Source organism: Burkholderia sp. MSMB0856 (genome assembly GCF_001524645.2).
In the GTDB taxonomy this organism is placed as follows: Bacteria; Pseudomonadota; Gammaproteobacteria; order Burkholderiales; family Burkholderiaceae; genus Burkholderia; species Burkholderia diffusa.
The window spans coordinates 1,594,924-1,620,081 of sequence record NZ_CP013428.1; the positions used below are offsets into that span (position 1 = coordinate 1,594,924).

The following is a 25,158-nucleotide window of genomic DNA, read 5'->3' on the forward strand; positions in this document are numbered from 1 at the left end:
CACAAGTCCCACAAATCTGTCTCTGCGCAGCCGCCCGCGCCGTGGCGCCGGCGGCCGTTCAATGGCCCGAATGGCTGCGTCGCCCGCTCAGATTACGCAGCGGGCCGCGCGGTTGCGCAGCGCGCGGATCGCGCTGTACGCAGTCAACGCGGACGTCTTCGGGTTGTCGGGCAACGGCTTGCCGCTCATTTCGAGCGACATCTCGCCGAACGCGCCGCGTGCGGTGATGCGGTGCACGTTGCGCGCGACGGCCGGATCGGCGATCAGGCGCACGCGCGTCGCGTCGAGGCCGAGGCCCGCGAGCGCGACCGTCGCCGCGACGTTCGCGTTCTTCGGATACAGCCGCGCGGCGTCGCGTGCGGTGCCTTCGAAGATGACCTTCTCTTCGGTCATCGCGCGCAAGTCGCACAACGCCTCGGCGGGTGTGCCGAGCCAGCCGAGCGGCGGCTTGCGGCCGACGTACAGCACCTCGTCGAGCCCGCCCTGCTTCGCCGACGCCAGCGCGTCGATTCCGCCGATCGCGCCGGACAGCAGCGTCAGCGTCGCGTCGCCTTCGTCGGCGGCCTGCGACAGCACGTCGAGCAGCGCGAGGTCGGACAGCGCGCCGATCGATGCCACCGCGCAATCGGTGCCGGCCTTCAGCAGCGGCACGACGTGATCGACGAGCGCGCTGTGACCCGCGCACTCGAGCGCGAACTCCGGGCGGCGGGCCAGTGCGTCGACCGACGACACGACCTCCACCGCGCCGCCGAGCTCACGCTGCACCGCGTCGCGCTGGTGCTCGGGCACGATCACGTGCGCGACGCGCAACGAGGCGTCGTGCTCGACCGCGCGATACACGGCCGCACCGATCGCGCCGAAGCCGATCATCGCGATGTCGACGGGCGCATGCCCGCGGGCGTGGCCGTTACGCATACTGCCGCTCCGACGGCGTTTCTTCCTTCTTCACCGGCGGGCCCGCGAATGCCGATGCGAACGAGCCGACCGACAACATGTCGACCTCGACCATCACCGGCCCTTCCTTCGCGATTCCTTCGCGCACGATCGCTTCGGCTTGGTCGAGCGACGAGATCCGGTAGTGCGTGAGGCCGAAACTTGCGCAGAACTGCGCGAAATCCGGCTGGTGCAACTGCACGAAGCAGCGGCGGCCGCCATAGTGCGCGTCCTGGATGTTGCGGATCACGCCGTAGCACTGATCGTTCATCAGCACGATCATCACGTTCGCGTTTTCCTGCACGGCCGTCACGAGCTCGCCGACGTTGACCATCAGGCCGCCGTCGCCGACCAGGCAGACCGTCTTCGCCGCCGCGCCGGCCAGCGCCGCGCCGATGCCCATCTGGATGCCCTGGCCGATGCCGCCGCCGAGCGCATGCACGCCCGCGCGCGGTTCGAAGATCTTCAGCAGGCGGTTGCCCCACGTGCTGTTCGAGATCGTTACGTCGCGCACCCAGTTGTAGTCGCGGCCCACCGCGCCCTGCAGCGTATCGACCAGCTTCTTGTAGGGCCCGAGGCCTTCCGACACGCTGGCGACGGCCTGCTCGCGCGCCGCCGCGAGATCGGACGCGAACCGCGGATCGACGGACAGGCGGCCTTCGAGGCGATCGGCCAGCTCGGCCAGCACGCGCTTCGAATCGCCGTGCACGAACAGCTCGTTGCGATAGCCGCGGTTGTCGGCGAGCGCGTCGGCGTCGATGCGGAACAGCGGCTGCGGCAGCGCGAGCTTGTACTTCAGCGTCTCGTTGCCGCGCAGGCGCGAGCCGACCACGACGAGCGCGTCGCAGGTCTTGTAGAACGCCTCGACGGACGCATGCACGTTGAACGCGCCGAGCGTCGCCGGATGATCTTCCGGCAGCACGCCGCGGCCCTGCACGCTCGTCACGACGCCGAAGCCGAGCTTCACCAGGCGTTCGACTTCCGCACGGGCGTGGCGTGCACCGCCGCCGATCCACAACAGCGGACGGCGCTTGGCCGCCAGCGCGTCGGCGAGCTTCGCGACGCGTGCTGCGTCGTGCTCGCGCACCGCGACGTGCGCGGGTGCGAGGTCTTCCGGCCATTCGATTTCGGCGGCCTGGATGTCGATCGGAATCTCGACCGACACGGGGCCCGTCGGCGCGGTCTGCGCGATGCGCACCGCTTCGCGGATCGTCGGCAGCACGGTCTCGACCGTGCGCACGCGGAACGCGGCCTTCGAGATCGCGTCGAGCATCGTGAGCTGATCCGGCGCTTCGTGGATGTAGGCCAGATCCTGATCGAGATACGGCGTCTCGATCTGCCCCGTGATGTGCAGCAGCGCCGTGCCGGCCGTCAGCGCCTCGACCATCGCGCCGGCCGCGTTGCCCGCCGCCGTGCCCGTGCTCGTGAATGCGACGCCGAGGCCGCCCGACACGCGGGCCAGGCCGTCGGCCATGTTCACCGCGCCGGCTTCACCGCGCGCGCCGACATACCGGATGTTGCCGCGCGAGTTGATCGCGTCGAGGATCGGCATGTTGTGGATCGAGATGACACCGAATGCGGTTTTGACGTCGCACTGCTCGAGAAAGGCGGCAATCAGCTCGCCAACCGTGGTTTTTTTAGACATGGCGTGCAAAGCCTCCAGAAACGTCGATATGGCTGCCCGTCGTATAGGACGACAGATGCGTTGCGAGATAAAAAAGTGCCCAGGCGGCCTCGTCAGGCTTGCCGAAGCGGTTCAGCGGAATGTTCTTCTTGCGGGCGAGCGCACCCGTCCAGTCCTCCCAGCTTTCGCCGGCCTGCGCCTGTGCTTCGTAGCGGCGGCGCCACTGACCCGACTCGACGATGCCGATCAGGATCGAGTTCACGCGGATGCGCTGCGGCGCGAGTTCGGTCGCGAGCGACTTCACGAGGCTCAGCACGCCCGCGCGCGCCGACGACGTCGCGACCATGTGCGGCTCCGGCTGTAGCGCGAGCAGCGAATTCACGCAGGTGATCGTCGGCGCCTGCGCGTCGCGCAGCAGCGGCAGGAATGCGCGCGTCGGGCGGATGATGCTGAAGTACTTCAGTTCGAGCTCTTCGCGCCATGCGTCGTCGGTCGTGTCGGCGAAGGTCGACACGCGGCCCTGGCCCGCGTTGTTGACCAGCATGTCGGCGCGGCCGAAGCGGTCTGACACGGCCTGCGCGAACGCGGCCACATCGGCTTCGTCGAGCACGTTGCAGCGCACGGCGAGAAGTTGCGCGCCCGGATATTTCTCGCCGAGCAGCGCTTGCGCGCGCGCGAGGCGTTCGCCGTCACGGCCGCAAATCGCGACCGACGCGCCGGCCTGCAGGAACCGCTCGGCAGTCGCGAGGCCGATGCCGGACGAACCGCCCGTCACCACCGCCACCTGCCCCGTCAGATCGATCTCAATCATCGGAGTCCTAAAGCCTTCATAAACGTGTGCTCGTCATCCGAGCGGTAATTGAGCCGCCGCGACAGTTCCGCCGCCGCGCGCTGCACCTTGTCGATCAGGCCGTCGGCGATCAGCGCCGCGTCGATCTCCGGCCGAGGCACCGTCACCGTGATGCACGCGACGATCCGCTGCGTGTCGTTGCGCACCGGCGCCGTGACCACCGAAATGCCGCGTTCGAACGACGAATTGCTGACGCCGTAGCCGCGCAGCGCATCCTCGCGGATCACTTCGTACAGCGCATCGACCGTCTCCGGCGTCGCGCTCGTCATCCGGTTCAGCGTGCCTTCCGGATACAGCGCGCGCAGCGCCTGAAGCGACAGATCGCCCATCAGCACGTGGCCGTGGGTCGTCGCATGCGCGGGCAGCCGCGTGCCGACGTTCACGCGAATCGAGCTGAACACCGGCGACTGGCTCTGCGCTTTCGCGACGAACACCACGTCGCGGCCGTCGCGGATCACGATGTGCGTCGTGAAGCCGGTCGCGTCGCGCAGGCTCTCGATCACCGGCAGGCCGAGATCGGTCAGCTCGAGCGAGCTCAGGTATTCGAAGCCGAGCCGCAGCACGGCGATGCCGAGCTTGTAGTTGCGGTCCTTGTCCGCGCGCTCGAGAAAGCCGAGCGATTCGAGCGTCTGCAGCAGACGGAACACCGTCGTGCGCGGAATGCCGAGCCGCTTGGACAACTCCGGCGCGCCGAGCACCGGCTCGCGCGGCGAAAATTCGGCGAGGATTCGCAAACCGCGTTCGAGGCCCGGCACCACGTAGTTGGCCTCGGACTTCGCGGCGTCCGCATCCTGTTGTTGCAACGGTTCGCTCATTCCAGCCCCCGTTGGCGATCGCATTGACGGCAGAACGTGTCGATCAGCGACGAATAAACCGCCGGTGCTTCCACGTAACCCGCATGACCGGCCTGCGGAATCACCTGCAACCCGACGTGCGCGGCGGCCGCGATGCGCTCGCACGCGGCAGGCGGCGTGATCGCGTCGTTCGCGCCGACCGCCACCGCGGTGCGGCCGCGAAAGCCGGCGAGATCGGACGCGAGATCGGCGTTCGCGAGCAGATGCGTGGCCTGCTCATAGCCGGCCGGCACGATACGCGCCATGTTCCAGCGCACCCACGCGCGCGCATCCTCGCTCGCGAATCCCGACAGCATGTTGCCGCTGCGTTGCTCGGCGAGCCCGGCCGGGCCGAGTTCCTCGAGCATGGCAAGGCGTGCATCGCGGCGCGTGTCGCGCGTTTCCGCGGGCGCGCTGCCGTAACCGCCCGCGGGCGAGATCAGCAGCAGGCCGGCGATCCGCGCGGGCATCACGCGGGCCAACCCGCCCGCGACGATCGCACCGAGCGAATGCCCGACCAGCACGCAGCGTTCGATGCCGAGTGCCTCGAGCCACGCGTTCAGCGACGCCGCGTAATCGGCGGCCGCCGGCGACGCGCCGTGCACGGGCGTCGACACGCCGTAGCCGGGCGCATCCCACGCGAGCACGCGCCGCGACGCGCCGAGCGCGTCGAGCTGGCGCACCCACGATGCGGCGCCCGAGCCGATCCCGTGCAGCAGCACGACGGGCAGCGCGTGGCCCGCATGTTGCGCGCCGGCCTCGCGATAACCGATCGTGCCCGCCGCGCCGGCCGCGCAGCGCTGTTCGGGAAACTGCCCGAGCAGCGCGGCGAACGCCGCGGTGCGGTCGCGTTCACGTTTGTCGATGACACTCATTGCTTGCTCCGCCCCGTCTCAGCGCTTGATCTTCGCGAGCGGCGAATCCGGCGGATACGTCGGCGTGATGGGCTTCGGCGAACCGAGCATCACGCACATCAGCGCGTCTTCCTCGCCGATGTTGATTTCCGTGCGATACACGCCCGGCGGCACCGAGATCAGGTCGCGCTCGCCGAGGATCGCTTCCCAGGTCTCGCCGTCGCGCTCGCAGATCACCTTCATCTTGCCGCGCAGCACGAAGAAGATTTCCTCGACGTCGATGTGGATGTGGCTCGGGCCGATGTTGCCGGCCGGAATGACCATCGTCGAAAACGTGAAGTTGCCGGCCGGCACCGTGTTGACGTCCTTCGCGACGCCCGTGCCGCCCGTGCCGACGTAGCGCATCTGCGCACGGCGATACTTCGGGTCGTAGTCGGCCTGGAACTTCAGCGCGTCCCAGTCGTAGCGCCGCGTCGCGTAGCGCGCGACACGCCCTTCCATCCAGTCGCCGAAGCTTGCGCCGTCCGGCTGGTCCCACGACTTGCGTTCGAGATCTGCGTCCGCCATCGTCCTCTCCTTCATTCAGAGTGAAAACTTCAATTCAATTCATTACGAAGCCGCCGTTCACCGGCAGCAGTTGACCCGTCACGAAGCGCGCGCCGTCCGACAGCAGGAACAGCACGGGGCCCGTCACGTCGTCGGGCACCTGCGCGCGCGTCAGCGCGCGGCCCTGCATGTAGAACGCGTGCCGTTCGGCCGGCACGTAGGCCGTCGCCTCGACTTCGGTGAGCCCCGGCGCGATCGCGTTGACCGTCACGCCGTGCGCGCCGAACTCGCGTGCCTGCGCATGCGTCATCGCGATCACGGCGCCCTTGCTGGCGACGTACGCGAGCAGCTTCGGCGCGCCCCAGAGCGCGGTGTCCGATGCGAGGTTCACGATCGCGCCGCGCCCCGACTGCGCGAGGTGCGGCAGCGCCGCATTGCTGACGAGCCACACGCCGCGCACGTTCACGTTCATCACGGCATCCCAGGTCGACACGTCGAGTTCCGTCGACAGCTTGCCGCCCGAGTTCGTGATCGCCGCGTTGTTGATCAGCGCATCGACGCCGCCGAGCGCCGCCGCGCCCTGCGCGACGAATGCGTCGACGCTCGCCGGATCGGCCAGGTCGAGCGCGAAGAAATGCGCGGTGTGGCCGGCTTGCGTAAGTTGCGCGGCCAGCGCACGGCCCTCTTCGACGAGCACGTCGCCGAACGCGACCCGCGCGCCCGCGGCGACCAGCGCCTTCACGAATGCCGCGCCCAGACCGCGCGCGCCGCCCGTGACGAGCACGCGGCGCCCCGGCAGCGACACCACCGGTGCGAACTCAGCCATTCGCGGGCTCCGCCGCGGCCTGCGCCGCACGGTGCGCGTCGAGCGCGGACAGGTGCTCCTGCGCGCGCTGGCGCAGCATCCGGCGCACGCGCGTGATGCCGACGTCGTGCTGATACAGGTATTCGTGATCGCGCGCGTGCGGCGCGAGGCTTTCGAGGACGTAGCGGTCCTGCTCGAGCACGTCCCAGTGCAGGCCCTCGAGGCGGTTGCGATACATGAAGCGCCACACGTCGCGCTGCCAGCCGCTGACCTTGCGGGTGCGCCAGAAGTAGACCTGGCAGTTGTCGCCGTCGACCGGCGTCGCGAAACCGATGATCCCGAAGTTGCCGCCCGGGCCGAACTTCTGCTTGTACGGAATCGCGAGACGCATCCACAGGCAGCCCGTTTCGCCGAGCTCGACCCAGTCGAAGTTCACGTCGCGCTGGCCGATCTTCTCGAACATCAGGCCCGTTTCCGTCTTGCGCACGCGCATGTCGGCCTGCTTGTCGCCTTCGGCCATCGAGTGCGACGTCGCGTGGAGATACGCACCGTGCATCGGGTCCATCACGTTGTCGATCGCGTACTGGTAATTGCACTTCCAGTTCGACACGCACAGGAAGTGGCCGTATTCGTCGGCGACCAGTTCTTCCGGCAGGTTCAGCGGCGCCGGCTCGCCATGCGCCTCGTCGCCGAACCACAGGAAGATCGCCCCGGCCTTCTCCTCGACCGGATACGACTTCACGCACTTCATGCCTTCGAGCGGACAGTTCGCGACCGCCGGCACGCGATTGACGGTGCCGCCGCCGTCGACTTCGATGCCGTGATACCAGCAGGCGATGTTGCCGCCGAGGTTCCAGCCCAGCGACAGGCGCGCGCCGCGATGCGGGCAGCGATCTTCCAGCGCGTGAACCTTGCCCTCGTGATCGCGCCACAGCACGATCTGCTCGGACAGGCGCGTGAGGCCGACGGGCGCGTTCGACACCTGCCAGCTCGGGGCGACGGGATACCAGTAGTTCTTGATGCCGCGATCGAGATAGTCGCGGACCGGGTCGTGTTGTGTTTCGTGTTGTGCGGGGGACGTCATCAGTGTGCTCCGGATGCGGTTGTCGTCGGGTCGGCGGTCACGCGGCGCGCGCGCTCATTCCGCCAGCGAGGCCATTTCGGCGCGGAAGCGCTCAGGCGTCCACGCCGTGCCGTCCGGCGCGCGGAAGCCGATGCGGTTCAGGCCCGCGACGACATCGTCCAGCTCGGTCGCGCCGCTCTCGAACACGCGTTCGAGCGCATCGCCGAGGTCGTTTTCATATTGGGTCGGTTCGGCCTTGCGGTTCTGCCAGACGCGGTTCTCGACCTGGCCCGGGATCTCGATCTGCCCTTTGCCGGCGACGTTGTTCGGCTGCGGCGCCACCCACGGCTTCAGGAAGGGATTGAAGTTGACGGTCGCTTCTTTCATGTCATTCCACCTTGATCTGGATTTCCTCGCCGGCCAGCCGCACCGCGTACTGCTTCAGCGCGCGCCCGCCCGGGCCCTTCAGGCATTCGCCCGTCTTGATGTCGAACACGGCCTCGTGCAGCGGACATTCGACCGTGCCTTCGTCGACGAACCCCTGCGTCAGCAGCGCGTATGCATGCGGGCACACGTTCTCGAGCGCATACACCTCGTCGCCGACGCGGTAGATCCCGATTTCGACGCCGTCGGTCCGCTTGAACTCGATCGGCGTGTCTTCCGACAGCGCGCCGGCGTGCCCGGCACAAACCCATTGTTCAGACATCTCACACCCTTCCTTCTGATCGACTCTCGGTTCGCTCCGGATTTGTTCCATATCCGGAACAGCAGTTTATGGATGGTGATTATAGGAGCGACTTTCCACGAGTAAAACAAAAAGCTGCACGTCCTAGGGAAAACACCGACCGCCCGGTCGACGGTCGGCACCGCCACCCGCGCCAATTGTGATTTTTTGTTTTATTGCGGGGATTTAAGCTCGATTTCCAGGATTCCCGACCTGCTGTTGCGGATCGTCTTCAAGCCCATCCGGCCCGATAAATTTATTTTTGATACTTTGCGTGACACCTCTATACTCCATTCCATCAGAGGCACATTGTTCCTTATATGGAACACAAAAATGCCCGCCGGTGGTGAAGAAAGCGCGCGACGGCCGGCCGTCCTCGTGCCCGCCGCCACGGCACGTTTCTCATCAGGTTTGGAGAGTCAGGAGATCAAATGGTCAAGCATGCGGTAGCAGCAGCAATCATCGGAATGGGCGCGGTCTCGGGCGCCTGGGCACAGAGCAGCGTTGTGCTGTACGGCAGCATGGATGCCGGCGTCGCCTATGTGAACAACGTCGGCGGCCATGCGAAGTGGGCAATGATCCAGGGCAACACGCAGCCCGACCGGTGGGGCCTGAAAGGCAAGGAAGACCTCGGCGGCGGCCTGTCGGCGATCTTCCAGCTGGAAAACGGCTTCTATACGAACAACGGCCAGTTCGCGACCGCGAACACAATCTGGAACCGCGCGGCGTTCGTCGGCCTCAGCTCCGACCGCTACGGCACGCTGACGCTCGGCCGGCAGACGCCGCTGTCGTTCGACTACCTCGATCCGCTCAGCACCGCGTATCTCGCGATGAGCTGGTATGCGTTCCACCCGGGCAACATCGACGGGCTCGCCGCGACCGGCAACGTGCCGTACAACAACGCGGTCAAGTACCGTTCGCCGAGCTTCGCCGGCTTCTCGGCCGCAGCGGCGATGGCGCTCGGCAACACGACGAACTTCTCGACCGGCAAGTCGGTCGGTGTCGCACTGAACTATGCGAACGGGCCGTTCAAGGCGTCGGCCGTGTATTCGAACGAGCACGACCGCGCGATCCTGATCGGCCAGACGGGCATCACGTCGTTCCAGGGGCAGAACACCGCGAACGGCTACCTCGCGAACAAGGTCGAGAACATCGGCGCGGGCGCGTCCTACCAGTTCGGCGACTTCCTCGTGCACGGCCTCTACACGCGCACGAAGATGCAGTCGAACGGGTTTTCCGACACGTTCCAGAGCTACGACGCAGGTGTGAACTACCGCAGCAGCGCGTTCAACACGATCGCGGGCGGCGCGGCGACCACGACGCTGGCCGGCCGCCGCTGGACGCAGGTCGAGCTCGGCGATATCTATTCGCTGTCCAAGCGCACGCAGTTGTATGCGAACGTGCTGTACGAGCACGGTTCGGGCGGCGCGAAGGCCGCGTTCTTCACGGCCGGCGCGTCGAGCACCGCGAACCAGGTGATCGTGCTGACCGGCATCCACCATTCGTTCTGAGCGGCGACGGGCGCACGCGCCCGAGGCCGGAAACGAAAAGAGCAGCCCGCGGGCTGCTCTTTTTCATTGGCGATGGATCGATAAAGCCGCACGACGCGGCCCGTGCGACGGATCAGAACATCGCGACCCGGTGGCGCGCATGCGCGAACGTCGGGTCGCTTTCGAGCGGCCGGTAGTTCAGGCGCTGCGACAGGTCGACCGCCGCACCGCACACCGCTTCGACGAGCCGCTCCTTCTCGCCCGCCTCGCCGATCTCCGAGCGCGGCACCGTCGCGGTGATCGCCGCGACGATCGCGCCCGAATGGTCGCGCACGGGCGCGGTCACGGCCGAGATGCCGCTCTCGAACGCGGCCTCGCTGACCGCATAGCCGAGCCGCGCGTAGTGACGCACGCGCTCGTACAGCTCGTCGACCGTGCCAGGCGTGCGCTCGGTGAACTGTTCGAGCCGTTTTTCCGGATACAGCTGGCGCAACGCGTCGCGCGTGAGGTCGCCCATCAGCACATGGCCGTGCACGGTCGCGTGCGCGGGCAGCCGCGTGCCGACGTGCACCTTCACCGAACCGAACATCGACGTGTTGCTCTGCGCCTTCGCGACGAACACGACATCGCGCTGGTCGCGGATCAGCAGGTGCGTGGACAGGCCCGTCGCGTCGCGCAGCCGTTCGAGCACGGGCGTGCCGAGATCGGTCAGTTCCAGCGAATTCAGGTATTCGAAGCCGAGCCGCAGCACGCCGACTCCGAGCCGGAAATAGCGGTCGCCGTTCACGCGCTCGAGAAAGCCGAGCGCCTCGAGCGTCTGCAGCAGGCGGAAGGTGGTCGTGCGCGGGATGCCGATGCGCTTCGACAGCTCGGGCGCGCCGAGCACCGGCTCGCGCGCGGAGAATTCGGCGAGGATCCGCAGCCCGCGTTCGAGGCCCGGGACCAGATACGACGACGCGCCGCCCGACGATTCGTCGTCGCCCGCGCCCTGCTTCGGCGCGTCGTGGTCGACGTCGTCGCCCGCTGTCGCGCGCGGCGCGCTTGCCGGCTTCGCCGGCGGTTTCGATGCGCCGCTCATCGTTGGATTGACCCTCTGCACATGGACGGAATGGAAGCGTTCACGAAAGACCCGCAATGCTTGATTATGGATTTTCGACCGGACCGGATCAACACGATCCGGCTCACGCGGCCGACGGCCCGATGCGCCCGACCGAACCGCCGGGGCGGCATATAGCCTGATGCGATCGAAAGAATAACAGCGATAGACAGGACTGCCCACCGGAACGTCGCCGGGTGCATCCGCGACCGGCGAACGTGGCGGCGGCTTGCGCGACGGGCGCCACGCAGGCACGCCACGCGTCACGCGATGCGCGAGGGCGAAGCGAGGGAAACGGGGGGGAAACCGGAAAGAAGGAGGAAAAGCGACCGGCAATGCACGACCGCGCCGATCCGCGAACGGGATCGGCGCGACGGCGTTCAGGCCGTCACTGCTGCGTCATACTCGGCGCGCGCGAGCTGGCCGGCGGCATAGGCGTCGGCTTCGCCGCGGAAGCCGTCCGTGCTGAATGCGACGACTTTCACACCGACGCCGGATGCCCGCTTCACCGTCAGCGCCCATTGCCATCCGCCGTCTTGTTCGAAGACATGCAGCGAGGGTTCGAGGGATGAGTCCAGTACGGTCAAGGGTTGTGCTCCTGCCCTGCGCGTCGCATCGGCCACGCGTCGGGCATGTCGAAAAGATGCGCCGGTTCGCGGCGCGTTTCAGCCATTCGACAGTCTAGTCAAGGAATGTTGCGACGCACCATCAGGGCTTACACCTGCCTATCAGAACCCGGCGGTCGATGAAATCCACCTGAAATCCTTATGGCACGGGCCTCACGGGCCTATTTCCGCCGCGCGTACGCCACGTGTGCGGCAACGTGCCGCATGGACGGCAGATCAATCGGATCGGTTTAAAAACGGGTCGCGACCCCGGCTAGTGAACCCTTCGATCGGCGCGCTTACGGGCCCGCCTCGGCCGTCACCACCCGCCGGAACGTCAGATTGACCCGCTCGCCCTGCACGGCCGGCGCCTTCGGCACGCGATGCTGCCATTCGGCCTGCGTGCGGCCGCGCATCACCAGCAGGCTGCCATGCGTCAGCCGGTACGCATGCACGACGCCGGTCGCACGATGACGCAGGTCGAACACGCGCATCGCGCCAAGGCTCACCGACGCGATCACCGGCGCGTCGCCGAGCTCCGGCTCGTTGTCCGCATGCCAGCCGAGACTGTCCTGCCCGTTGCGATAACGATTGAGCAGCACGCTGTTGAAACGCGCGCCGCAGGTCGCCTCGACGGCACGCTTCAGGTCGAGCACGGCCGGCGTCCACGGCGCGGGCACGTTGCGGATTCCCGAATACACGTAGACGGCGTCGGGCTCGCCCTGCCACGCGGTGAGCCGCGGCAGCGGAATGCGTCCGCGTGGCGTGCGGATCGTGTCCTGCCGCCACGCGACCTCGTCGATCAGCGCGGCCAGCACGCGATCGGCCTCGGCCGGCGCGAGCCAGTCCGGGTACCAGTCCACGTCGGGCGCGGGCGTATCGGCGAAAAAATCGGGCGTCGACATGTCGGAATCAGGCAGGAGTGAACGATGCGGGCGAACCATGCCTGCATGGTAGCCAACGGCGACGCGCGCCGCCATGCGCTGTCATTCCGGCGCGTCACACGCCCGGGCGCTCGCATCGCCGATCGCGAAGCCGGTGCGTTTTCGCGTGCCACGCTATCATCGCGCCGTGTCGCAGCGCGTCCTTATCCACGACGCTGCGTTCTTCCGCAATGCCGGCCGGCGCGACCCGGCCGATTTCTTCCAGGACCCGCCATGACGCTCTCCGATTCCGCCCTCGACCAGTTGTTCCGCACCGCGCGCACCCACAACGCATGGCAGGACAAACCCGTCGACGATGCGCTGCTGCACCGGCTGATCGACCTGACGAAATTCGGCCCGACGTCGGCGAACTCGAGCCCCGCGCGCTTCGTGTTCGTCAAGTCGGCCGAAGCGAAGGCGCGCCTGAAACCGGCGCTGTCCGAAGGCAATCTCGCGAAGACGATGGCCGCGCCCGTCACCGTGATCGTCGGCATGGACTTCGCGTTCCACGAGCACCTGCCGCGCCTGTTCCCGCACGCCGACGCGCGCAGCTGGTTCGCCGGCAACGACGCGCTGATCGAAGCCACGGCGTTCCGCAACGCGTCGCTGCAGGGCGCGTATCTGATCCTCGCCGCGCGCGCGCTCGGCCTCGACGCGGGCCCGATGTCGGGCTTCGATGCCGCCAAGGTCGATGCCGAATTCTTCGCCGGCACCGCGATCCGCACCAACTTCCTCGTGAACCTCGGCTACGGCGACCCGGCGGGCCTGTTCCCGCGCAGCCCGCGCTTCGATTTCGACGATATCGCGCGCATCGTCTGACGCGCGCTAGCGGCCGCGCGCCAACCGGATCAGCGTGATTTCGGACGGCACGCCGAAACGGTTCGGCGGCCCCCAGTAGCCGGTGCCGCGGCTGGTGTACAGCCACATCGCGCCGAACCGGTTCAGCCCGCCGATCACCGGCTGCTGCAGGCGCACGAACGGCGGCCACGGCAGGAACTGGCCGCCGTGCGTATGGCCGGACAGTTGCACGGTGAACCCGGCGCGGCTCGCCGCTTCCGCGCTGCGCGGCTGGTGCGCGAGCAGGATCTTCGTGGCGACGTCGTGCGGCGCGCCCGCGAGCGCCTGCTCGGGGTCGCTGCGATGTTCGGGATCGAACCCGCCCGCCGTGAAATCGGTGACGCCCGCGAGCACCGCGCGCGCACCGTCGTGCTCGATCAGCACGTGCTCGTTGAGCAGCACCGTCAAACCGATCCGCCGGAACTCGTCGATCCATGCGTGCGCGCCGGCGTAATACTCGTGGTTGCCCGTCACGAGGAAGCTGCCGTGCCGCGACTGCATGCGGCCGAGCGGCGCCGTGTGCTCGCGCAGCCGCTTGACCGAGCCGTCGACCACGTCGCCCGTCACGACGACGAGATCGGCCTCGAGCGCATTGACCGCGCGCACGATCCGCTCGATATAGGGCCGCTTGATCGTCGGCCCGACGTGAATGTCCGACAGTTGCACGATCGTCAGGCCGTCGAGCGCGGCCGGCAGCCCGTCGACCGGAATCGACACGCGCTTGACCGCGGCCGTGCGGCGCGCGCCGACGAATCCGATCGCGCTGATCAGCACCGCGCCCGCCAGCACGCCGAGCGCCGTGTCGGACGCCGCGCCGCCCCAGGCGCCGTCATGTCCCAGATGCCGCCATGCGACGACGCCGAGCAGCACCGGCTCGCGAAGGAACGTCAGCACCAGCAGCGACGAAAAGAAGCCCATCGCGATCGAACCGGCCCAGCCGGCCAGCGTCGCCGCCCAGCCTTCGTCGAAGCGGCGCGAGAACATGCCGACCGGAATCAGCACGACGAAGCTCGCCAGCACCAACGCCGCGATCGTGCGCGCGAGCGGCGACGCGAAGGCGTCGGGAATGATCCGCAGCCCGACGTACAAGTGGAACAGCACGCCGATCGCAATGAACCGGACAAAGAAACTTCGCATGGAACACTCTTCCTCGTTGCGGTACCGCTTCCGCGCCGCGCATCGGACGGGACCGTGCCGTCAGGCCTCGTCACACGTCACGCGTCGCGCTCTTCGCACGATGGTACACAGATACCGGCCGGCACGACCGGTCACGGCCGCGGCGGACGCACGGCGCGGCCCGAACGCGGATTCATCCGCGACTGCGCGTCAATGCCGCATTCGGCTCGCCGATTCCCGCTTCATCGGCAGACAAACGGCATCGGCCCGGTTTCGTCTGACGATCCTTTACAGTTCGTCAGCAACCCTGCCAGGGCATGCGCTGGCAGAATCGCGAACCGCCATCGATCGCAGCGAAGCACCCACCGGGCAGCCCCGTGCGCGCGACAGGCACATCGGGCATCGCTGGCGGTCCACATCGCGCTGATTTATGATCGGCTCCGTATCGCGGAATCGCCGTCGCGGCGACGCACCGCATTGCGCCGCGCCCGGCATTCACCCCCAACGTCGAGCTCGTCACACCATGAGAAAAACAACGCCGCGCGCGCCCCTGCGCGTCGCCGCCGTCCTGGTGCCAGCCCTGCCGCTCGCGGGCTGCACGTCGCGCGGCGCACCGTCGTACGTCCTGTTCGGCGCGTATTTCCCGCTCTGGCTCGTCAGCGCGATCGTCGGCATCGTCGGCGCGATCGTCGCGCACCGCGTGTTCGTCGCGACCGGCTGGGCCGCCACGGTGCCCTACCAGCTCGCCGTCTGCACCGCGATCGGGCTCGTGGTCGCCGTGATCGTGTGGCTCGCCGGCACGGGGCCGTTCGCATGAAGGCCGCCGGCATCGCCCACCCGTCCACGAAAGGCCGCGTGATCGCACTGGCGATCGTCGCGCTCGGCATCGCGGCGCTCGCGTACGCGTACCACCGCACGACGGCCTACCCGTCCACCGACGACGCGTCGATCGACGCGGACGTCGTGCACGTCGCGTCGCCCGTCGGCGGCCGCATCGTGCAGCTCGCGGTACACGAAAACCAGCGCGTCGCGAAAGGCGACCTGCTGTACGCAATCGATCCGGTGCCGTACCGGCTGACGGTCGCGCAGGCGCAGGCCGATCTCGAGCTCGCGCGCGCGTCGCTCGACACGCGCCGCCGGTCGCTGATCGGCGAGCGCTCGAACGCGGCCGTGGCCGCCGAGCAGGTCAAGCGCGCGACGCAGAATCACGATCTCGCGACGCGCGACGTGAACCGGCTCGCGCCGCTCGCCGCGCAGGGCTACGTCAGCGCGCAGCAGTTCGACCAGGCGAAGGTCCGGCAGCGCGACGCGGCCGTGTCGCTCGCGCAGGCGCAGGAACTGCAGCGCTCGTCCGCGCAGACGATCGGCGACGACGCCGACGCGATCGCCACGCTCCATGCGCGCGAAGCCGCGCTCGCCCGCGCGCAGCACGCGCTCGACGATACGGTCGTGCGCGCGCCGCACGACGGGCTCGTGACGGGCCTGACCGTGCTCGCCGGCGAAACCCTCGCGCCGAACCAGTCGATCTTCACGCTGATCGATGCGAGCGAATGGTTCGCCGTCGGCAATTTCCGCGAAACGTCGTTGAACCGCATCGCGGTCGGCGACTGCGCGACGGTCTATTCGATGATCGACCGCAGCCGCCCGCTGACGGGCAAGGTCGTCGGCATCGGCGCCGGCATCGCGGACAGCGATCGCATCAACCTGCCGCGCACGCTGCCGATCGTGCAGCGCTCGGTGAACTGGGTGCACGTCGCGCAGCGCTTCCCGGTGCGCGTGAAGCTCGACGAACCCGACGGCAAGCTCGTGCGTGTCGGCGCGAGCGCGATCGTCGAGGTCCGGCATGGCTCGGCCTGCCGCTGAAGTCCGCTCGCCCGGCCCGCGCGAAGTCCTGCGACTGCTCGCGCCGTTTCCGGGGCGCGCCGCGATGGCCGTGCGGGTCGCGCTGATCTGCGCGCTCGTCGTGCTCGTGACGAGCGGCTACGGCACGCCGGAAGCCGCGATCTCCGCCTACGTCGTGTTCTTCCTGAATCGCGCCGACCGCGTGACGAGCGTCGTGCTCGCGGTCGCGATGCTGCTGCTCGTCACGGTCGTGATCGCGCTCGTGATCGGCGTCGCGATCTTCAGCATCGAGTATTCGGTGCTGCGCGTCGCGTGCATGGCCGTGCTGTCGGTCGGGCTGCTGTATCTCACGTCGGCGAGCAAGCTGCGCCCGGTCGGCGCGATCCTCGCGATGATCGTCGGCTTCGGGCTCGACGAGCTCGGCCTCGCGCCGGTCGGCGAAGCCGCGACGCGCGCGCTGCTCTACGCATGGCTGATGGTCGCGATTCCGGTCGGCGTCGCGATCGTCGTCAACCTGCTGATCGCGCCGTCGCCGCGCAAGCTCGCGCTCGCGCAGCTCGCGAAACGGCTGCGGCTCGCCGCGCGGCGGCTGCGCAGCGACGAGGACGCACGCACGGCCTTTGACGCGAGCCTGCGCGAAGGCGACAAGCAATTGCTCACGTGGCTCAAGCTGTCGACGCTCGAAGGCTCGACGCGAGCCGCGGATGCACCGGCGCTACGACAGGCCATCGCATCGAGCACCGCACTGCTCGTCGCGGTCGCGCTCGCCGACCGGGAACCGGACGCGCGGCTGCCCACCGCATTCGCGGAACCGGCCGCGGCGACGCTCGACGAAATGGCCGGCATCCTCGATCAGGGCGGCTATCCGGTCGACGTGACGCTCGCACTGCCGCCGGCCGATACGCTGCAGCCGCTCGCGCGCGTCGTCGCAACCGACCTGCACGCGGCCGTCACGCATTTCGCCGAGCCGACCGCACCGGCCACACCGGCTACACCGGCCGCGGCACCGACCGACGCATCCGCTTCGCCGACGAACGCACCCGCCGCACCGCCCGCGCCGCGCGGCGGCTTCTTCCTGCCGGACGCCCGCACCAACCCCGACCACATCCGCTACGCACTGAAGACGACCGTCGCGGCGATGTTCTGCTACCTGCTGTATTCGCAGCTCGACTGGTCGGGCATCCACACGTGCTTCATCACCTGCTACATGGTGTCGCTCGGCTCGACGGCCGAAACGGTCGAGAAACTCACGCTGCGGATCGCCGGCTGCATCGTCGGCGCGCTGATCGGGACCGCGGCGCTCGTGTTCGTCGTGCCGGCGCTGTCGTCGATCGGCGAGCTGATGGCCCTCGTGTTCGTCGGCGCGTGGCTGTCCGCGTGGGTCGCCTTCGGTTCGCCGCGCATCGCGTACGCAGGCTTCCAGGTCGCGTTCGCGTTCTTCCTGTGCGTGATCCAGGGCGCAGGCCCCGGCTTCGACCTCACGCTCGCGCGCGATCGCACGATCGGCATCCTGCTCGGCAACGTCGTCGTGTATCTCGTGTTCACACGCATCTGGCCCGTCAGCATCGGCAAGCAGATCGACGTCGCGTTCGCGGCGCTGCTCGACCAGTGGCGCCGTATCGCGCAGGTCGTGCAGCCGGCCGAACGCCGCACGCTCGCCGCTGAAGCCTTCGCGCGCCACGGCGCGATCGCGCAGGAACTCGGGCTGATCCATTACGAACCGTCGTGGGTGCGCCCCGCCGCCGCGTGGCTCGCGACCCGGCGACGCGCACTTGCGGAACTCGGCGCGCTCGAAGGCCCGCTGTTCCTGCTCGCCGAACGCACGCCAGGCGATGCGGCGATCGGCGCGCGGCTCGCGCGCGTGGTCGAACTGCGCGACGGCGACCCGATTGCCGACGCCGCTTCGGCGCCACCGTCGTCGACGGCAGGCGCAGCAATCGCGCCGGCCGCCACCTCCACTGATCCTGCACGCGACGCGCTGCTCAACCTGATCGACACGCGGCTCGCGCACATCGCCGACGCCGCGCGTCCAGCCCCCCCGAAGGAGTCTGCCCCTCATGCGCGTCCCTGAACCGCCGGCCGCGCCGATCGCCGCCACCGTGCTCGCGACCGCCATCGCGCTGACCGGTTGCGCCACGTCGTCGGTCGACCTGGCGCCGGAGGCACCCGACCGCCCGTGGCAGCCGCAAACGTCGGCCGCCGGCGACATCGTGCCGGCCCCGCCGCTCGCTTCCGCTCAACGCGCGCCGCACGACTACACGCTGCCGGCCTCGCCCGCGCTCGCGTCGGTGTCGCCGCCCGCCGCGCTCGACACCGCGCATCCGTACACGCTGCCCGAGCTGATCGATCTCGCCGAATCGACGAACCCGCTGACCCGCATCGCATGGAACGACGCGCGCAACGCCGCACTCGCGGTCGGCATCGCGAAGGCCGCGTACCTGCCGAACCTGTCCGCGACCGCGATGGGCGCGTACCAGACGAGCCACGGCTCGACGTCGACGCTCCTCGGCGACGCGTCGAGCAACACGACCGTGCACGGCACGATCTCGGCGCTGTCGCTGCAATGGCTGCTGTTCGATTTCGGCGGCCGCGCGGCGCGTGTCGAGGCGGCCGAGCAGGCGTCGGTCGCGTCGAACGTCGCGTTCACGGCCGTGCACCAGCAGGTGATTCACGACGTGACCGTCGCCTATTACCGCTACGAAGCCGCCCGCTCGCGCGCGGCCAGCGCGCAGCAGGGCCTGGTGAACGCCGACGCGATCCTCGCGGCGTCGCGCGCGCGGCTCAGGCAAGGCGTCGGCACCGTCGTCGAACTCGCGCAGGCGACGCAGAATCGCGCGCAGGCGAATCTCGCGCTCGTGCAGGCGAACGGCGCGGAAAGCGACGGCTACCTCGCGCTGGTTTCCGCACTCGGCATCTCGCCGCTGTCGAAGCCGTCGATCGCCGCGCTGCCCAAGCGTCCGCTGCCGCCCGCGCTCGCTTCGTCGGTCGACGCGATCGTGTCGGACGCGATCGCGCGCCGCCCCGACCTGCAGGGCGCGTATGCGCTCGAGCAGGCCAACCGCGCGAAGATCAAGGCCGCGCAAGCCGCGTTCATGCCGAAAATTTTCCTGTCGGCCTCGACGTCGTATGCGAGCGGCGGCACGGCGATCACCGCGCTGCCCGCGATCGGCGACCAGGCGCCGACCGTGAACCTGAACGGCAGCCGCTACGGCGGCGGCGTGTTCCTCGGCGTGACGATACCGTTGTACGACGGCGGCCTGCGCTCGGCGGTGCTGATGCAGGCGCGCAACGATGCGCAAAGCGCATCCGCACGCCTCACGCGGACCAAGGAGGAAGCCGTCCGCCAGGTCGTCGCCGCGCAGAACGCGGTGCAGACGAGCCTCGCGTCGCACGACGCGGCCAAGGCACTCGTCGATGCCGCGCAGACGAGCTACGACGCGGCGCTGACCGCGTACCGCAACGGCGTCGGCTCGGTCACCGATGCGACGATCGCGCAAAGCCAGCTGCTCGCGGCCCGCAATGCGGAAGTCGACAGCTATGCCGGCGCGCTGTCGGCTGCCGCCGCGCTCGCGCTCGCGACGGGGACGATCGGCGCGTCGCAATGACCGTCGCCGTGACGCACCGGCCGTTCGCGGCCGGCCGCCGGACGGGTTGACGCCTGCGCGGGCGGGCCACTAGAATGCCGCCCATTCTTCCTTCAGGAACCATCGTGGACAGTTGCAGCACTCCGTTGCGTGCGCCGCTTGCCGCCTGAACGCCTGTCCGACGCAGTTCTCCTGCCGCGGCTCGCGTTCCGCGAGCCCGCACGCCCCCCGTTTCACACTGAATGACGCATTCGCGCGGTACAGTACCGCGCGATGACGGCCATCGTGCCGCGTTCGGCCTCGCGCCGCCGCGACGCGGGCCGGCATGCGCACTTGGCACGGCAGGACAAACATGACTCTCGATTTCGCACTCCGTCTTTTCACTGCGTTCGCCTGCGGCGTCGCGATCGGCCTCGAACGCCAGATGCGGCAACGCACGGCGGGCCTGCGCACGATCACGCTCGTCGCGAGCGGCGCCTGCCTGTTCGTCACGCTCGGCGTGCTGACCGGCAACGGCGTGGCCGGCGTCACGCAGATCGCCGCTTACGTCGTGTCGGGCGTCGGCTTTCTCGGCGGCGGCGTGATCATGCGCGACAAGGGCTCGATCCAGGGCATCAACACGGCCGCGACGCTGTGGTGCTCGGCCGCCGTCGGCGTGCTGGCCGGCTCCGGTCACTTCGTTCCGGCGCTGGCCGGCACGGGCGTCGTGCTGCTCACCAACACGGTGCTGCGCGGCGTCAGCCAGGCGATCAACGCGACCCCCGTGTCGAACGCCGACCTCGTGCGCGAATACCAGATCACCGTGATCTGCCTGGCCGACGACGAAGTGCACATCCGCACGCTGCTGTCGAACGCGATGTATGCGAAGCCGCTGTCGTTCCAGAGCCTGACGAGCGAGGACGTGCCCGAGCAGCCGGACCGCCTGAAGGTGACCGCGACGCTGAAGCTGCACCCGAAGGATCAGCAGAAGCTCGAGCAGATCGCGAGCCGGATGAGCATGGAGAAGAGCATTTCCAGCGTGAGCTGGACCGCGAAGGAAGCGGAGCCGATGATGGAGTGAGCGGCGGCCGCCGGCGCGGCACGACCACCCCGCCTCCAGCGCCGGGTCAGGGTGTATCGATGAGTCCGGCCGCGATCGCCTTGACGACCGCCTGGACCTTGTTGGTCGCGCCGAGTTTCTCGAGGATGTTGTTCACGTGGAAGTTGACCGTGCGCTCCGAGATGCAAAGGATCTGGCCGATCTCGCACGCGGTCTTCCCTTCGGCCGTCCAGCACAGCACCTCGCGCTCGCGCGCGGTCAGCGTGACGCTCGACTCGGGCGACAGCTTCGGCACCATGAAGCGGCTCATCAGCGAATGCGACAGGTTCGCGAGCCAGTTGGTCTGCAGCGTCAGCATGTTGATCTCGGCCGGCGTGAGCCGGTCCGCATGACGCGCGATGCTCAACAGCCCGAACGCGCCGCGCGCCGCCCAGCTCGACTGCGCGACACCCACCGACAGCCCGTAATCGCGCGCGTCCTGCCACAGCGGGCACGGATCGATCCGGTCGACGTCCGGCCAGACGATCATGTTGGTGCTGAGCGCGCCGTCGCGAACCGTCGAATCGATCTCGATGTAGTTCTGCGCCTGATAGTGCGCCATCCAGCCGTCGGGATAAGTATTGAAGATCGCGACGGCCGGCTTCGACACCGGCAGCGGCACGCGAATGCCGTAACAGCAATATTCGAAGCCGAGGCGTTTAGAATAAGCGGCGATCCGCTGGAAGAGTTGCTGCTCGTCTTCCGCGGCGCTGAATTGTTGGTAGGCATCCTGCCAGCGCAGTTCCATTCGTTCTCCGACAACGTTACGCTGTCATACCTGTCAGGTGCCAGCACCGGTTCGGGGCTGATACATTCCGCGCATGACTTCACCTTTGTTGCATCCGGTCCGCGGCCCGTCTCCGGACGGCTACGTGCGCCTGTCCGAAAGTGCACTGGCCGCGCTCGTGCTCGACCACGTCGCAAGCGGCCTCGATGCATCGCTGCTCGCGGAACTGCGCGACAGCGCCATCGACGCACGCCTGGCCGGCTATACCGAATGGCATCGCCCGGCCAGTGCCGGCGTCGCATACCTGACGGTCGGCTGGGACTGGTATCTCGAGCGCGCGACGGGCACGTTCGTGATCGCGGGCGGCGACGTTCGCAGCAACATCATGGCCGTCGATGCCACCGGCGCCGACCTCGGCATGTTCCGCACCGCCGCCGTGCTCGCCGCGCGGCTCGTACACGTCGACTGGCCGGCCGCGGTCGCGTCGTCGCTGCTCGGTCGCAACGACGCCTATCATGCCGGTCCCACGCTCCAGTGACAACCGGCCGCGCTTTCCTCTGACATTTCCGCAAGACTGGCGCTCTTTATAAGCAAAAGCCGCCCGTATTTCAATCCCGCCGATCAAGAAACCGATACCACCGGTCGAATGGTATCGGCCTCCCCTCACCCTGTAAGAGTTACCAGTTACCGCCCCCTCGGGACGCGCGATGTAATGCGTGCATACCAAAGTACAGATCCGAGGACACCATGCGGACCTTCGTTCACGAGGAAGGGCGGTTGCCACACGAACTTGCAGCGGATCTCGGGCGCTATCGGCGCCGCGTGTTCGTCGAGCAGCTCGGTTGGGCGCTTCCGTCGGCGAACGAAAGTTTCGAGCGCGACCAGTTCGATCGCGACGATACCGTCTACGTGTTCGCGAGAAACGCTGGCGGCGAAGTGTGCGGATGTGCGCGCCTGTTGCCGACCACGCGCCCGTATCTGCTGAAGTCGCTGTTCGCCGACCTGATCGCCGACGACGTCGCGCTGCCGCAATCGGCAGCCGTCTGGGAGCTGTCGCGGTTCGCGGCGACCGGCGACGAAGGCGGTCCGGGCAATGCCGAGTGGGCCGTCCGCCCGATGCTCGCCGCGGTCGTCGAATGCGCGGCGCAACTGGGCGCGCGGCAGCTGATCGGCGTGACGTTCGCGAGCATGGAAAGGCTGTTCCGCCGGATCGGCGTGCACGCGCACCGGGCAGGCCCCCCGAAACCGGTGGACGGTCGTCTGGTTGTCGCGTGCTGGATCGATATCGATCCGCAAACGTTTGCCGCACTTGGAATCGAGCCGGGACGGGCCACCCGGCAGGCCATCGCCGCCTGAGCCGGAACGCGCGTAGTCCGGCCGGGCGGCATCGTAACGAAGGAGAACCACCGTGGACCAGTCTCAGGTCTTTCGCGCGATGATGCCCGGGTTGACGGGTGCAGGCGGCGCCCGCATCGCAGTCACCTACCCGTCGTTTCCGCGGCCGCTTCCGCTCGTGCGGCTCGATCGCCACGGGCTCGTGTTCCGGGCGGCCGGCGCCGCACCGCTCGTGTGCGGGTTGCCGCGCGCGGCGACGCTGCTGGTTGCGGACGAGCCGCTCTGCTCGCTGCGCCTCGTGATCCGCGACGTCGCTGCTGTCGGCGACGGCCGGCACGACCTGACGATGCAGCCGTCCGGGGCCGCCGGCGACGAACTGCTGTGGCACGCGCTGCGCGACCGCGAACCATACCGGCAGATCGGGCAGCCGCTTGCGCCCGTTGATGCGGCCATGGCGCCGAACGGCGAGCCCCAGGCCGTCGGCGGCGCCGCGCAGCATCCGTCGCGCAGTGCGGCGTTCCGTCTGCGCTGCCACAGCGATGCGCTGTTCTTCGCCGACTGGCTCGAATATCACTTCGACGAGCTGCGCGCGCTGTCGCAACGGCACGGGCCGCAATTGCAACTCAAGCAGCTGCAGCGGCAAGTCACCGACGATGAGGTGGGCGTGCGCTTCGTCTACGACATCGACGGACACACGACGCGGCACGCGCTGACCGACTGCGCGCGAGAGGCCTGCGTGTGGATCGAGACGGAAATGCGCGACAAGTACGCGGTGCCGGTCGCGCAGGAGCGGTTCGGCGCGTTTGCCGCGCACGCGCGGGCGGTCGGAATGTGAATGCGCCGGCGGCTTCGCGGTTACGCGAAGGTCGCCGCACCGAGGGACGCCGTTTTTTCGGCAGGACACTGCGGGATACCCGCAAGGGCTGTATGGCGCGCCACTCCACCCTTGTCGGGAAGGCCCGGCAGCGCTGCGTTGCACAATTACAACTAGGGCTTGCCAGCCCTCGGGTTTTCCCTTAAAGTTACATCTGTCTCCTCCATGTCTCCAAACATGGATTCAGCCCGCTCCAGTAGCGGGCTTTTTCTTGCCTGCGCGATTTATGAGGGCCGCATCAAAGCGCCCTGTCATCCGCTACCAGTACGCGCGGGCCTGCCCCGGCGGCTTACCATCGGCGAACGGCTTACACATAGCCGATGTCGTCATGCGCCCACCTGTGTATTGCCCTTCGAGATGTCTGGATGCACGCGCATGCGCCGCCGCGCACGGCTTCATGCGAGTGGCGTCATTCAATCTGTATTGGATGCATCCGGACAGGCGTTCGAGGATGCGAACGGTTACCGGATCGCGCTGCAGAACGCGCAGTGGCGCTGACGGGCGCAGATGCCCGGGCCGTTATGTGCTGACGTGGCCGTCGAGACGAACGGACGTTGCATGCTTGACGAACACCACATGCTGCCGCAAGGCATGTCCCCGCGGCAACGCAGGATGATCGAAATCGCGCAAGGGCTGTCGCGCCATCCCGAGCCGCTGCGCCACGTGCCGCGATCGCAAGTTGGCGGCGGCCGTCCACGCGAAGATTTCGCCGAGCCCGATCCGGCCGAATCCGTCGACCAATACCGCGGCGGCCGCTTCGCCAACATGGCCATGCCCCCACGATGAGCGGGCCTGGCGCCATATGATCTCGATACACGGCGCCATCGGGTGCTCGTCGCGAACTTCGCGCGACAAACCGCAGAGCCCGATCAACGCGCCATCCGCACGACGCTCGATCGCCCACACACCGAAACCGTGCGCATCGAAATGCGCTTCGAAGCGCACGATGGTGGCCGCCGCCTCATCGACGGACATCGGGCCACGCGCGAGCCACGCGGTCACATCGGGATCCGCATGCATCGCAGCCAGCGCACCGGCATCGTCCGGTCGCCAGCGACGCAAAGTCAAACGTTCGGTTTCAATCTTCACTGGCCGGTTCAACCGAGATCGGGATATGCAGGAGGCACGGGATGCGCCGGGCCGTGCGCACGCAATTCTCGCAGCGAAAGAACACGCCCGAAGGCGCAGCGGCGAGACGAGTCAATCACGAGCGCCACCTGCGCCGGCAAGGAACGTCGACGGCCGCAAGAACCGGCGACAGGAATTGAATGCAGCGCGACGCGTCGTCCCGCCCGTCGTTCGCCGAACGAGCGCACGACGCCCGCGCGCGGGCGCCAGCGCGTCGAATGCGATTACTCGTTTTCCTCGAAGTAATGACCACACCTTTACTGGGCAGGCATAAACAAAAAACCTACGCTC

At 68.2% G+C, this 25,158-nt stretch carries 26 protein-coding genes; 10 read left to right on the top strand and 16 right to left on the bottom strand.

Features of this window, described 5'->3' with window-relative positions; genetic code table 11:
- Positions 1-87 precede the first annotated feature (87 nt).
- Genes WS87_RS24690 through WS87_RS24735 form a run of 10 tightly spaced genes read right to left on the bottom strand, consistent with a single transcriptional unit; the run spans position 88 to position 8,214 of the window.
- Positions 88-915: an aspartate dehydrogenase gene (locus WS87_RS24690; RefSeq protein ID WP_059819334.1), complete on the bottom strand. Its 828-nt coding sequence runs from the start codon at positions 913-915 to the stop codon at positions 88-90.
- Complete coding sequence (locus WS87_RS24695) at positions 908-2,578, bottom strand: thiamine pyrophosphate-binding protein (protein WP_059819335.1); 1,671 nt, start codon at positions 2,576-2,578, stop codon at positions 908-910. The genes WS87_RS24690 and WS87_RS24695 overlap by 8 nt, the downstream gene beginning before the upstream one ends.
- On the bottom strand, positions 2,571-3,368 hold the full coding sequence (locus WS87_RS24700; RefSeq protein WP_059526445.1) for an SDR family oxidoreductase: 798 nt from the start codon (positions 3,366-3,368) through the stop codon (positions 2,571-2,573). Before WS87_RS24700 ends, WS87_RS24695 begins: the two co-directional genes overlap by 8 nt.
- Positions 3,365-4,222, bottom strand: a complete 858-nt coding sequence (locus tag WS87_RS24705; protein WP_059819336.1) for an IclR family transcriptional regulator — start codon at positions 4,220-4,222, stop codon at positions 3,365-3,367. Before WS87_RS24705 ends, WS87_RS24700 begins: the two co-directional genes overlap by 4 nt.
- Entirely contained in the window at positions 4,219-5,115 is an 897-nt protein-coding gene (locus WS87_RS24710) for an alpha/beta fold hydrolase (RefSeq protein ID WP_059819337.1), read from the bottom strand. Before WS87_RS24710 ends, WS87_RS24705 begins: the two co-directional genes overlap by 4 nt.
- Positions 5,116-5,133: 18 nt before the next feature.
- The gene (locus WS87_RS24715; RefSeq protein ID WP_059526452.1) at positions 5,134-5,661 is read right to left on the bottom strand and encodes a cupin domain-containing protein; all 528 of its coding nucleotides are present in this window, start codon (positions 5,659-5,661) and stop codon (positions 5,134-5,136) included.
- A gap of 34 nt (positions 5,662-5,695) precedes the next feature.
- The gene (locus WS87_RS24720) at positions 5,696-6,466 is read right to left on the bottom strand and encodes an SDR family oxidoreductase (protein ID WP_059526455.1); all 771 of its coding nucleotides are present in this window, start codon (positions 6,464-6,466) and stop codon (positions 5,696-5,698) included.
- On the bottom strand, positions 6,459-7,529 hold the full coding sequence (locus tag WS87_RS24725) for an aromatic ring-hydroxylating dioxygenase subunit alpha (RefSeq protein WP_059819338.1): 1,071 nt from the start codon (positions 7,527-7,529) through the stop codon (positions 6,459-6,461). Before WS87_RS24725 ends, WS87_RS24720 begins: the two co-directional genes overlap by 8 nt.
- 54 nt (positions 7,530-7,583) lie before the next feature.
- Positions 7,584-7,895 (bottom strand): recombinase-like helix-turn-helix domain-containing protein, encoded by a 312-nt coding sequence (locus WS87_RS24730; protein WP_059526461.1) that lies wholly within the window; start codon positions 7,893-7,895, stop codon positions 7,584-7,586.
- 1 nt (position 7,896) lies between these two features.
- Positions 7,897-8,214 carry a non-heme iron oxygenase ferredoxin subunit gene (locus WS87_RS24735; protein ID WP_006758060.1) on the bottom strand — a complete coding sequence of 106 codons (318 nt, stop codon included), beginning with the start codon at positions 8,212-8,214 and terminating at the stop codon, positions 7,897-7,899.
- A 449-nt stretch (positions 8,215-8,663) separates the two neighbouring features.
- On the opposite strand from WS87_RS24735, the gene WS87_RS24740 reads away from it, so the two are divergent.
- Positions 8,664-9,743 (top strand): porin, encoded by a 1,080-nt coding sequence (locus tag WS87_RS24740; RefSeq protein WP_059819339.1) that lies wholly within the window; start codon positions 8,664-8,666, stop codon positions 9,741-9,743.
- Positions 9,744-9,855: 112 nt separating this feature from the next.
- Here WS87_RS24740 and WS87_RS24745 read toward each other — a convergent pair whose 3' ends face one another.
- The 3 genes from WS87_RS24745 to WS87_RS24755 all read right to left on the bottom strand — a co-directional run bounded on the left by WS87_RS24745 (position 9,856) and on the right by WS87_RS24755 (position 12,328).
- On the bottom strand, positions 9,856-10,800 hold the full coding sequence (locus tag WS87_RS24745; RefSeq protein ID WP_059526468.1) for an IclR family transcriptional regulator: 945 nt from the start codon (positions 10,798-10,800) through the stop codon (positions 9,856-9,858).
- Between the two features lie 398 nt (positions 10,801-11,198).
- Positions 11,199-11,405, bottom strand: coding sequence for a hypothetical protein (locus tag WS87_RS24750; protein ID WP_044843168.1), 207 nt, complete (start codon positions 11,403-11,405; stop codon positions 11,199-11,201).
- A gap of 317 nt (positions 11,406-11,722) precedes the next feature.
- Positions 11,723-12,328 carry an alpha-ketoglutarate-dependent dioxygenase AlkB family protein gene (locus WS87_RS24755; RefSeq protein WP_059819340.1) on the bottom strand — a complete coding sequence of 202 codons (606 nt, stop codon included), beginning with the start codon at positions 12,326-12,328 and terminating at the stop codon, positions 11,723-11,725.
- A gap of 252 nt (positions 12,329-12,580) precedes the next feature.
- On the opposite strand from WS87_RS24755, the gene WS87_RS24765 reads away from it, so the two are divergent.
- On the top strand, positions 12,581-13,165 hold the full coding sequence (locus WS87_RS24765) for a malonic semialdehyde reductase (RefSeq protein WP_059526477.1): 585 nt from the start codon (positions 12,581-12,583) through the stop codon (positions 13,163-13,165).
- A gap of 6 nt (positions 13,166-13,171) precedes the next feature.
- Here the strand turns inward: WS87_RS24765 and WS87_RS24770 are convergent, their stop codons facing one another.
- Positions 13,172-14,320, bottom strand: coding sequence for a metallophosphoesterase (locus WS87_RS24770; RefSeq protein ID WP_059819342.1), 1,149 nt, complete (start codon positions 14,318-14,320; stop codon positions 13,172-13,174).
- 502 nt (positions 14,321-14,822) lie between these two features.
- Here WS87_RS24770 and WS87_RS24775 point away from each other — a divergent pair.
- The 5 genes from WS87_RS24775 to WS87_RS24800 all read left to right on the top strand — a co-directional run bounded on the left by WS87_RS24775 (position 14,823) and on the right by WS87_RS24800 (position 20,785).
- Positions 14,823-15,116, top strand: coding sequence for a hypothetical protein (locus WS87_RS24775; protein ID WP_059819343.1), 294 nt, complete (start codon positions 14,823-14,825; stop codon positions 15,114-15,116).
- The gene (gene mdtN / locus WS87_RS24780) at positions 15,113-16,162 is read left to right on the top strand and encodes a multidrug transporter subunit MdtN (RefSeq protein WP_059819344.1); all 1,050 of its coding nucleotides are present in this window, start codon (positions 15,113-15,115) and stop codon (positions 16,160-16,162) included. The genes WS87_RS24775 and mdtN overlap by 4 nt, the downstream gene beginning before the upstream one ends.
- Positions 16,143-18,212: an FUSC family protein gene (locus WS87_RS24785; RefSeq protein ID WP_059819345.1), complete on the top strand. Its 2,070-nt coding sequence runs from the start codon at positions 16,143-16,145 to the stop codon at positions 18,210-18,212. Before mdtN ends, WS87_RS24785 begins: the two co-directional genes overlap by 20 nt.
- Entirely contained in the window at positions 18,199-19,746 is a 1,548-nt protein-coding gene (locus WS87_RS24790) for a TolC family protein (protein WP_059819346.1), read from the top strand. Before WS87_RS24785 ends, WS87_RS24790 begins: the two co-directional genes overlap by 14 nt.
- Before the next feature lie 331 nt (positions 19,747-20,077).
- Positions 20,078-20,785 carry an MgtC/SapB family protein gene (locus tag WS87_RS24800; RefSeq protein WP_059526501.1) on the top strand — a complete coding sequence of 236 codons (708 nt, stop codon included), beginning with the start codon at positions 20,078-20,080 and terminating at the stop codon, positions 20,783-20,785.
- A gap of 46 nt (positions 20,786-20,831) precedes the next feature.
- Here WS87_RS24800 and WS87_RS24805 read toward each other — a convergent pair whose 3' ends face one another.
- The gene (locus WS87_RS24805; protein WP_059526503.1) at positions 20,832-21,551 is read right to left on the bottom strand and encodes an autoinducer binding domain-containing protein; all 720 of its coding nucleotides are present in this window, start codon (positions 21,549-21,551) and stop codon (positions 20,832-20,834) included.
- 73 nt (positions 21,552-21,624) lie between these two features.
- On the opposite strand from WS87_RS24805, the gene WS87_RS24810 reads away from it, so the two are divergent.
- The 3 genes from WS87_RS24810 (at position 21,625) to WS87_RS24820 (ending at position 23,700) form a co-directional block, all read left to right on the top strand.
- Complete coding sequence (locus WS87_RS24810) at positions 21,625-22,068, top strand: DUF4902 domain-containing protein (RefSeq protein ID WP_059686171.1); 444 nt, start codon at positions 21,625-21,627, stop codon at positions 22,066-22,068.
- Between the two features lie 209 nt (positions 22,069-22,277).
- The gene (locus WS87_RS24815; protein WP_059526508.1) at positions 22,278-22,886 is read left to right on the top strand and encodes an acyl-homoserine-lactone synthase; all 609 of its coding nucleotides are present in this window, start codon (positions 22,278-22,280) and stop codon (positions 22,884-22,886) included.
- 52 nt (positions 22,887-22,938) lie between these two features.
- On the top strand, positions 22,939-23,700 hold the full coding sequence (locus WS87_RS24820; RefSeq protein WP_179952348.1) for a hypothetical protein: 762 nt from the start codon (positions 22,939-22,941) through the stop codon (positions 23,698-23,700).
- A gap of 558 nt (positions 23,701-24,258) precedes the next feature.
- Here WS87_RS24820 and WS87_RS24830 read toward each other — a convergent pair.
- Positions 24,259-24,828: a GNAT family N-acetyltransferase gene (locus WS87_RS24830; protein ID WP_236873238.1), complete on the bottom strand. Its 570-nt coding sequence runs from the start codon at positions 24,826-24,828 to the stop codon at positions 24,259-24,261.
- Between the last annotated feature and the right edge of the window lie 330 nt (positions 24,829-25,158).

What these genes read in the sequence shown, in the direction of transcription:
- WS87_RS24805 (WP_059526503.1), bottom strand. Translation starts at nt 21,551, where the DNA reads ATGGAACTGCGCTGGCAGGATGCCTACCAACAATTCAGCGCCGCGGAA.
- mdtN (WP_059819344.1), top strand. Translation starts at nt 15,113, where the DNA reads ATGAAGGCCGCCGGCATCGCCCACCCGTCCACGAAAGGCCGCGTGATC.
- WS87_RS24705 (WP_059819336.1), bottom strand. Translation starts at nt 4,222, where the DNA reads ATGAGCGAACCGTTGCAACAACAGGATGCGGACGCCGCGAAGTCCGAG.
- WS87_RS24690 (WP_059819334.1), bottom strand. Translation starts at nt 915, where the DNA reads ATGCGTAACGGCCACGCCCGCGGGCATGCGCCCGTCGACATCGCGATG.
- WS87_RS24800 (WP_059526501.1), top strand. Translation starts at nt 20,078, where the DNA reads ATGACTCTCGATTTCGCACTCCGTCTTTTCACTGCGTTCGCCTGCGGC.
- WS87_RS24765 (WP_059526477.1), top strand. Translation starts at nt 12,581, where the DNA reads ATGACGCTCTCCGATTCCGCCCTCGACCAGTTGTTCCGCACCGCGCGC.
- WS87_RS24710 (WP_059819337.1), bottom strand. Translation starts at nt 5,115, where the DNA reads ATGAGTGTCATCGACAAACGTGAACGCGACCGCACCGCGGCGTTCGCC.
- WS87_RS24775 (WP_059819343.1), top strand. Translation starts at nt 14,823, where the DNA reads ATGAGAAAAACAACGCCGCGCGCGCCCCTGCGCGTCGCCGCCGTCCTG.
- WS87_RS24815 (WP_059526508.1), top strand. Translation starts at nt 22,278, where the DNA reads ATGCGGACCTTCGTTCACGAGGAAGGGCGGTTGCCACACGAACTTGCA.
- WS87_RS24735 (WP_006758060.1), bottom strand. Translation starts at nt 8,214, where the DNA reads ATGTCTGAACAATGGGTTTGTGCCGGGCACGCCGGCGCGCTGTCGGAA.
- WS87_RS24740 (WP_059819339.1), top strand. Translation starts at nt 8,664, where the DNA reads ATGGTCAAGCATGCGGTAGCAGCAGCAATCATCGGAATGGGCGCGGTC.
- WS87_RS24770 (WP_059819342.1), bottom strand. Translation starts at nt 14,320, where the DNA reads ATGCGAAGTTTCTTTGTCCGGTTCATTGCGATCGGCGTGCTGTTCCAC.
- WS87_RS24715 (WP_059526452.1), bottom strand. Translation starts at nt 5,661, where the DNA reads ATGGCGGACGCAGATCTCGAACGCAAGTCGTGGGACCAGCCGGACGGC.
- WS87_RS24810 (WP_059686171.1), top strand. Translation starts at nt 21,625, where the DNA reads ATGACTTCACCTTTGTTGCATCCGGTCCGCGGCCCGTCTCCGGACGGC.
- WS87_RS24725 (WP_059819338.1), bottom strand. Translation starts at nt 7,529, where the DNA reads ATGACGTCCCCCGCACAACACGAAACACAACACGACCCGGTCCGCGAC.
- WS87_RS24720 (WP_059526455.1), bottom strand. Translation starts at nt 6,466, where the DNA reads ATGGCTGAGTTCGCACCGGTGGTGTCGCTGCCGGGGCGCCGCGTGCTC.
- WS87_RS24695 (WP_059819335.1), bottom strand. Translation starts at nt 2,578, where the DNA reads ATGTCTAAAAAAACCACGGTTGGCGAGCTGATTGCCGCCTTTCTCGAG.
- WS87_RS24790 (WP_059819346.1), top strand. Translation starts at nt 18,199, where the DNA reads ATGCGCGTCCCTGAACCGCCGGCCGCGCCGATCGCCGCCACCGTGCTC.
- WS87_RS24785 (WP_059819345.1), top strand. Translation starts at nt 16,143, where the DNA reads ATGGCTCGGCCTGCCGCTGAAGTCCGCTCGCCCGGCCCGCGCGAAGTC.
- WS87_RS24745 (WP_059526468.1), bottom strand. Translation starts at nt 10,800, where the DNA reads ATGAGCGGCGCATCGAAACCGCCGGCGAAGCCGGCAAGCGCGCCGCGC.
- WS87_RS24730 (WP_059526461.1), bottom strand. Translation starts at nt 7,895, where the DNA reads ATGAAAGAAGCGACCGTCAACTTCAATCCCTTCCTGAAGCCGTGGGTG.
- WS87_RS24700 (WP_059526445.1), bottom strand. Translation starts at nt 3,368, where the DNA reads ATGATTGAGATCGATCTGACGGGGCAGGTGGCGGTGGTGACGGGCGGT.
- WS87_RS24755 (WP_059819340.1), bottom strand. Translation starts at nt 12,328, where the DNA reads ATGTCGACGCCCGATTTTTTCGCCGATACGCCCGCGCCCGACGTGGAC.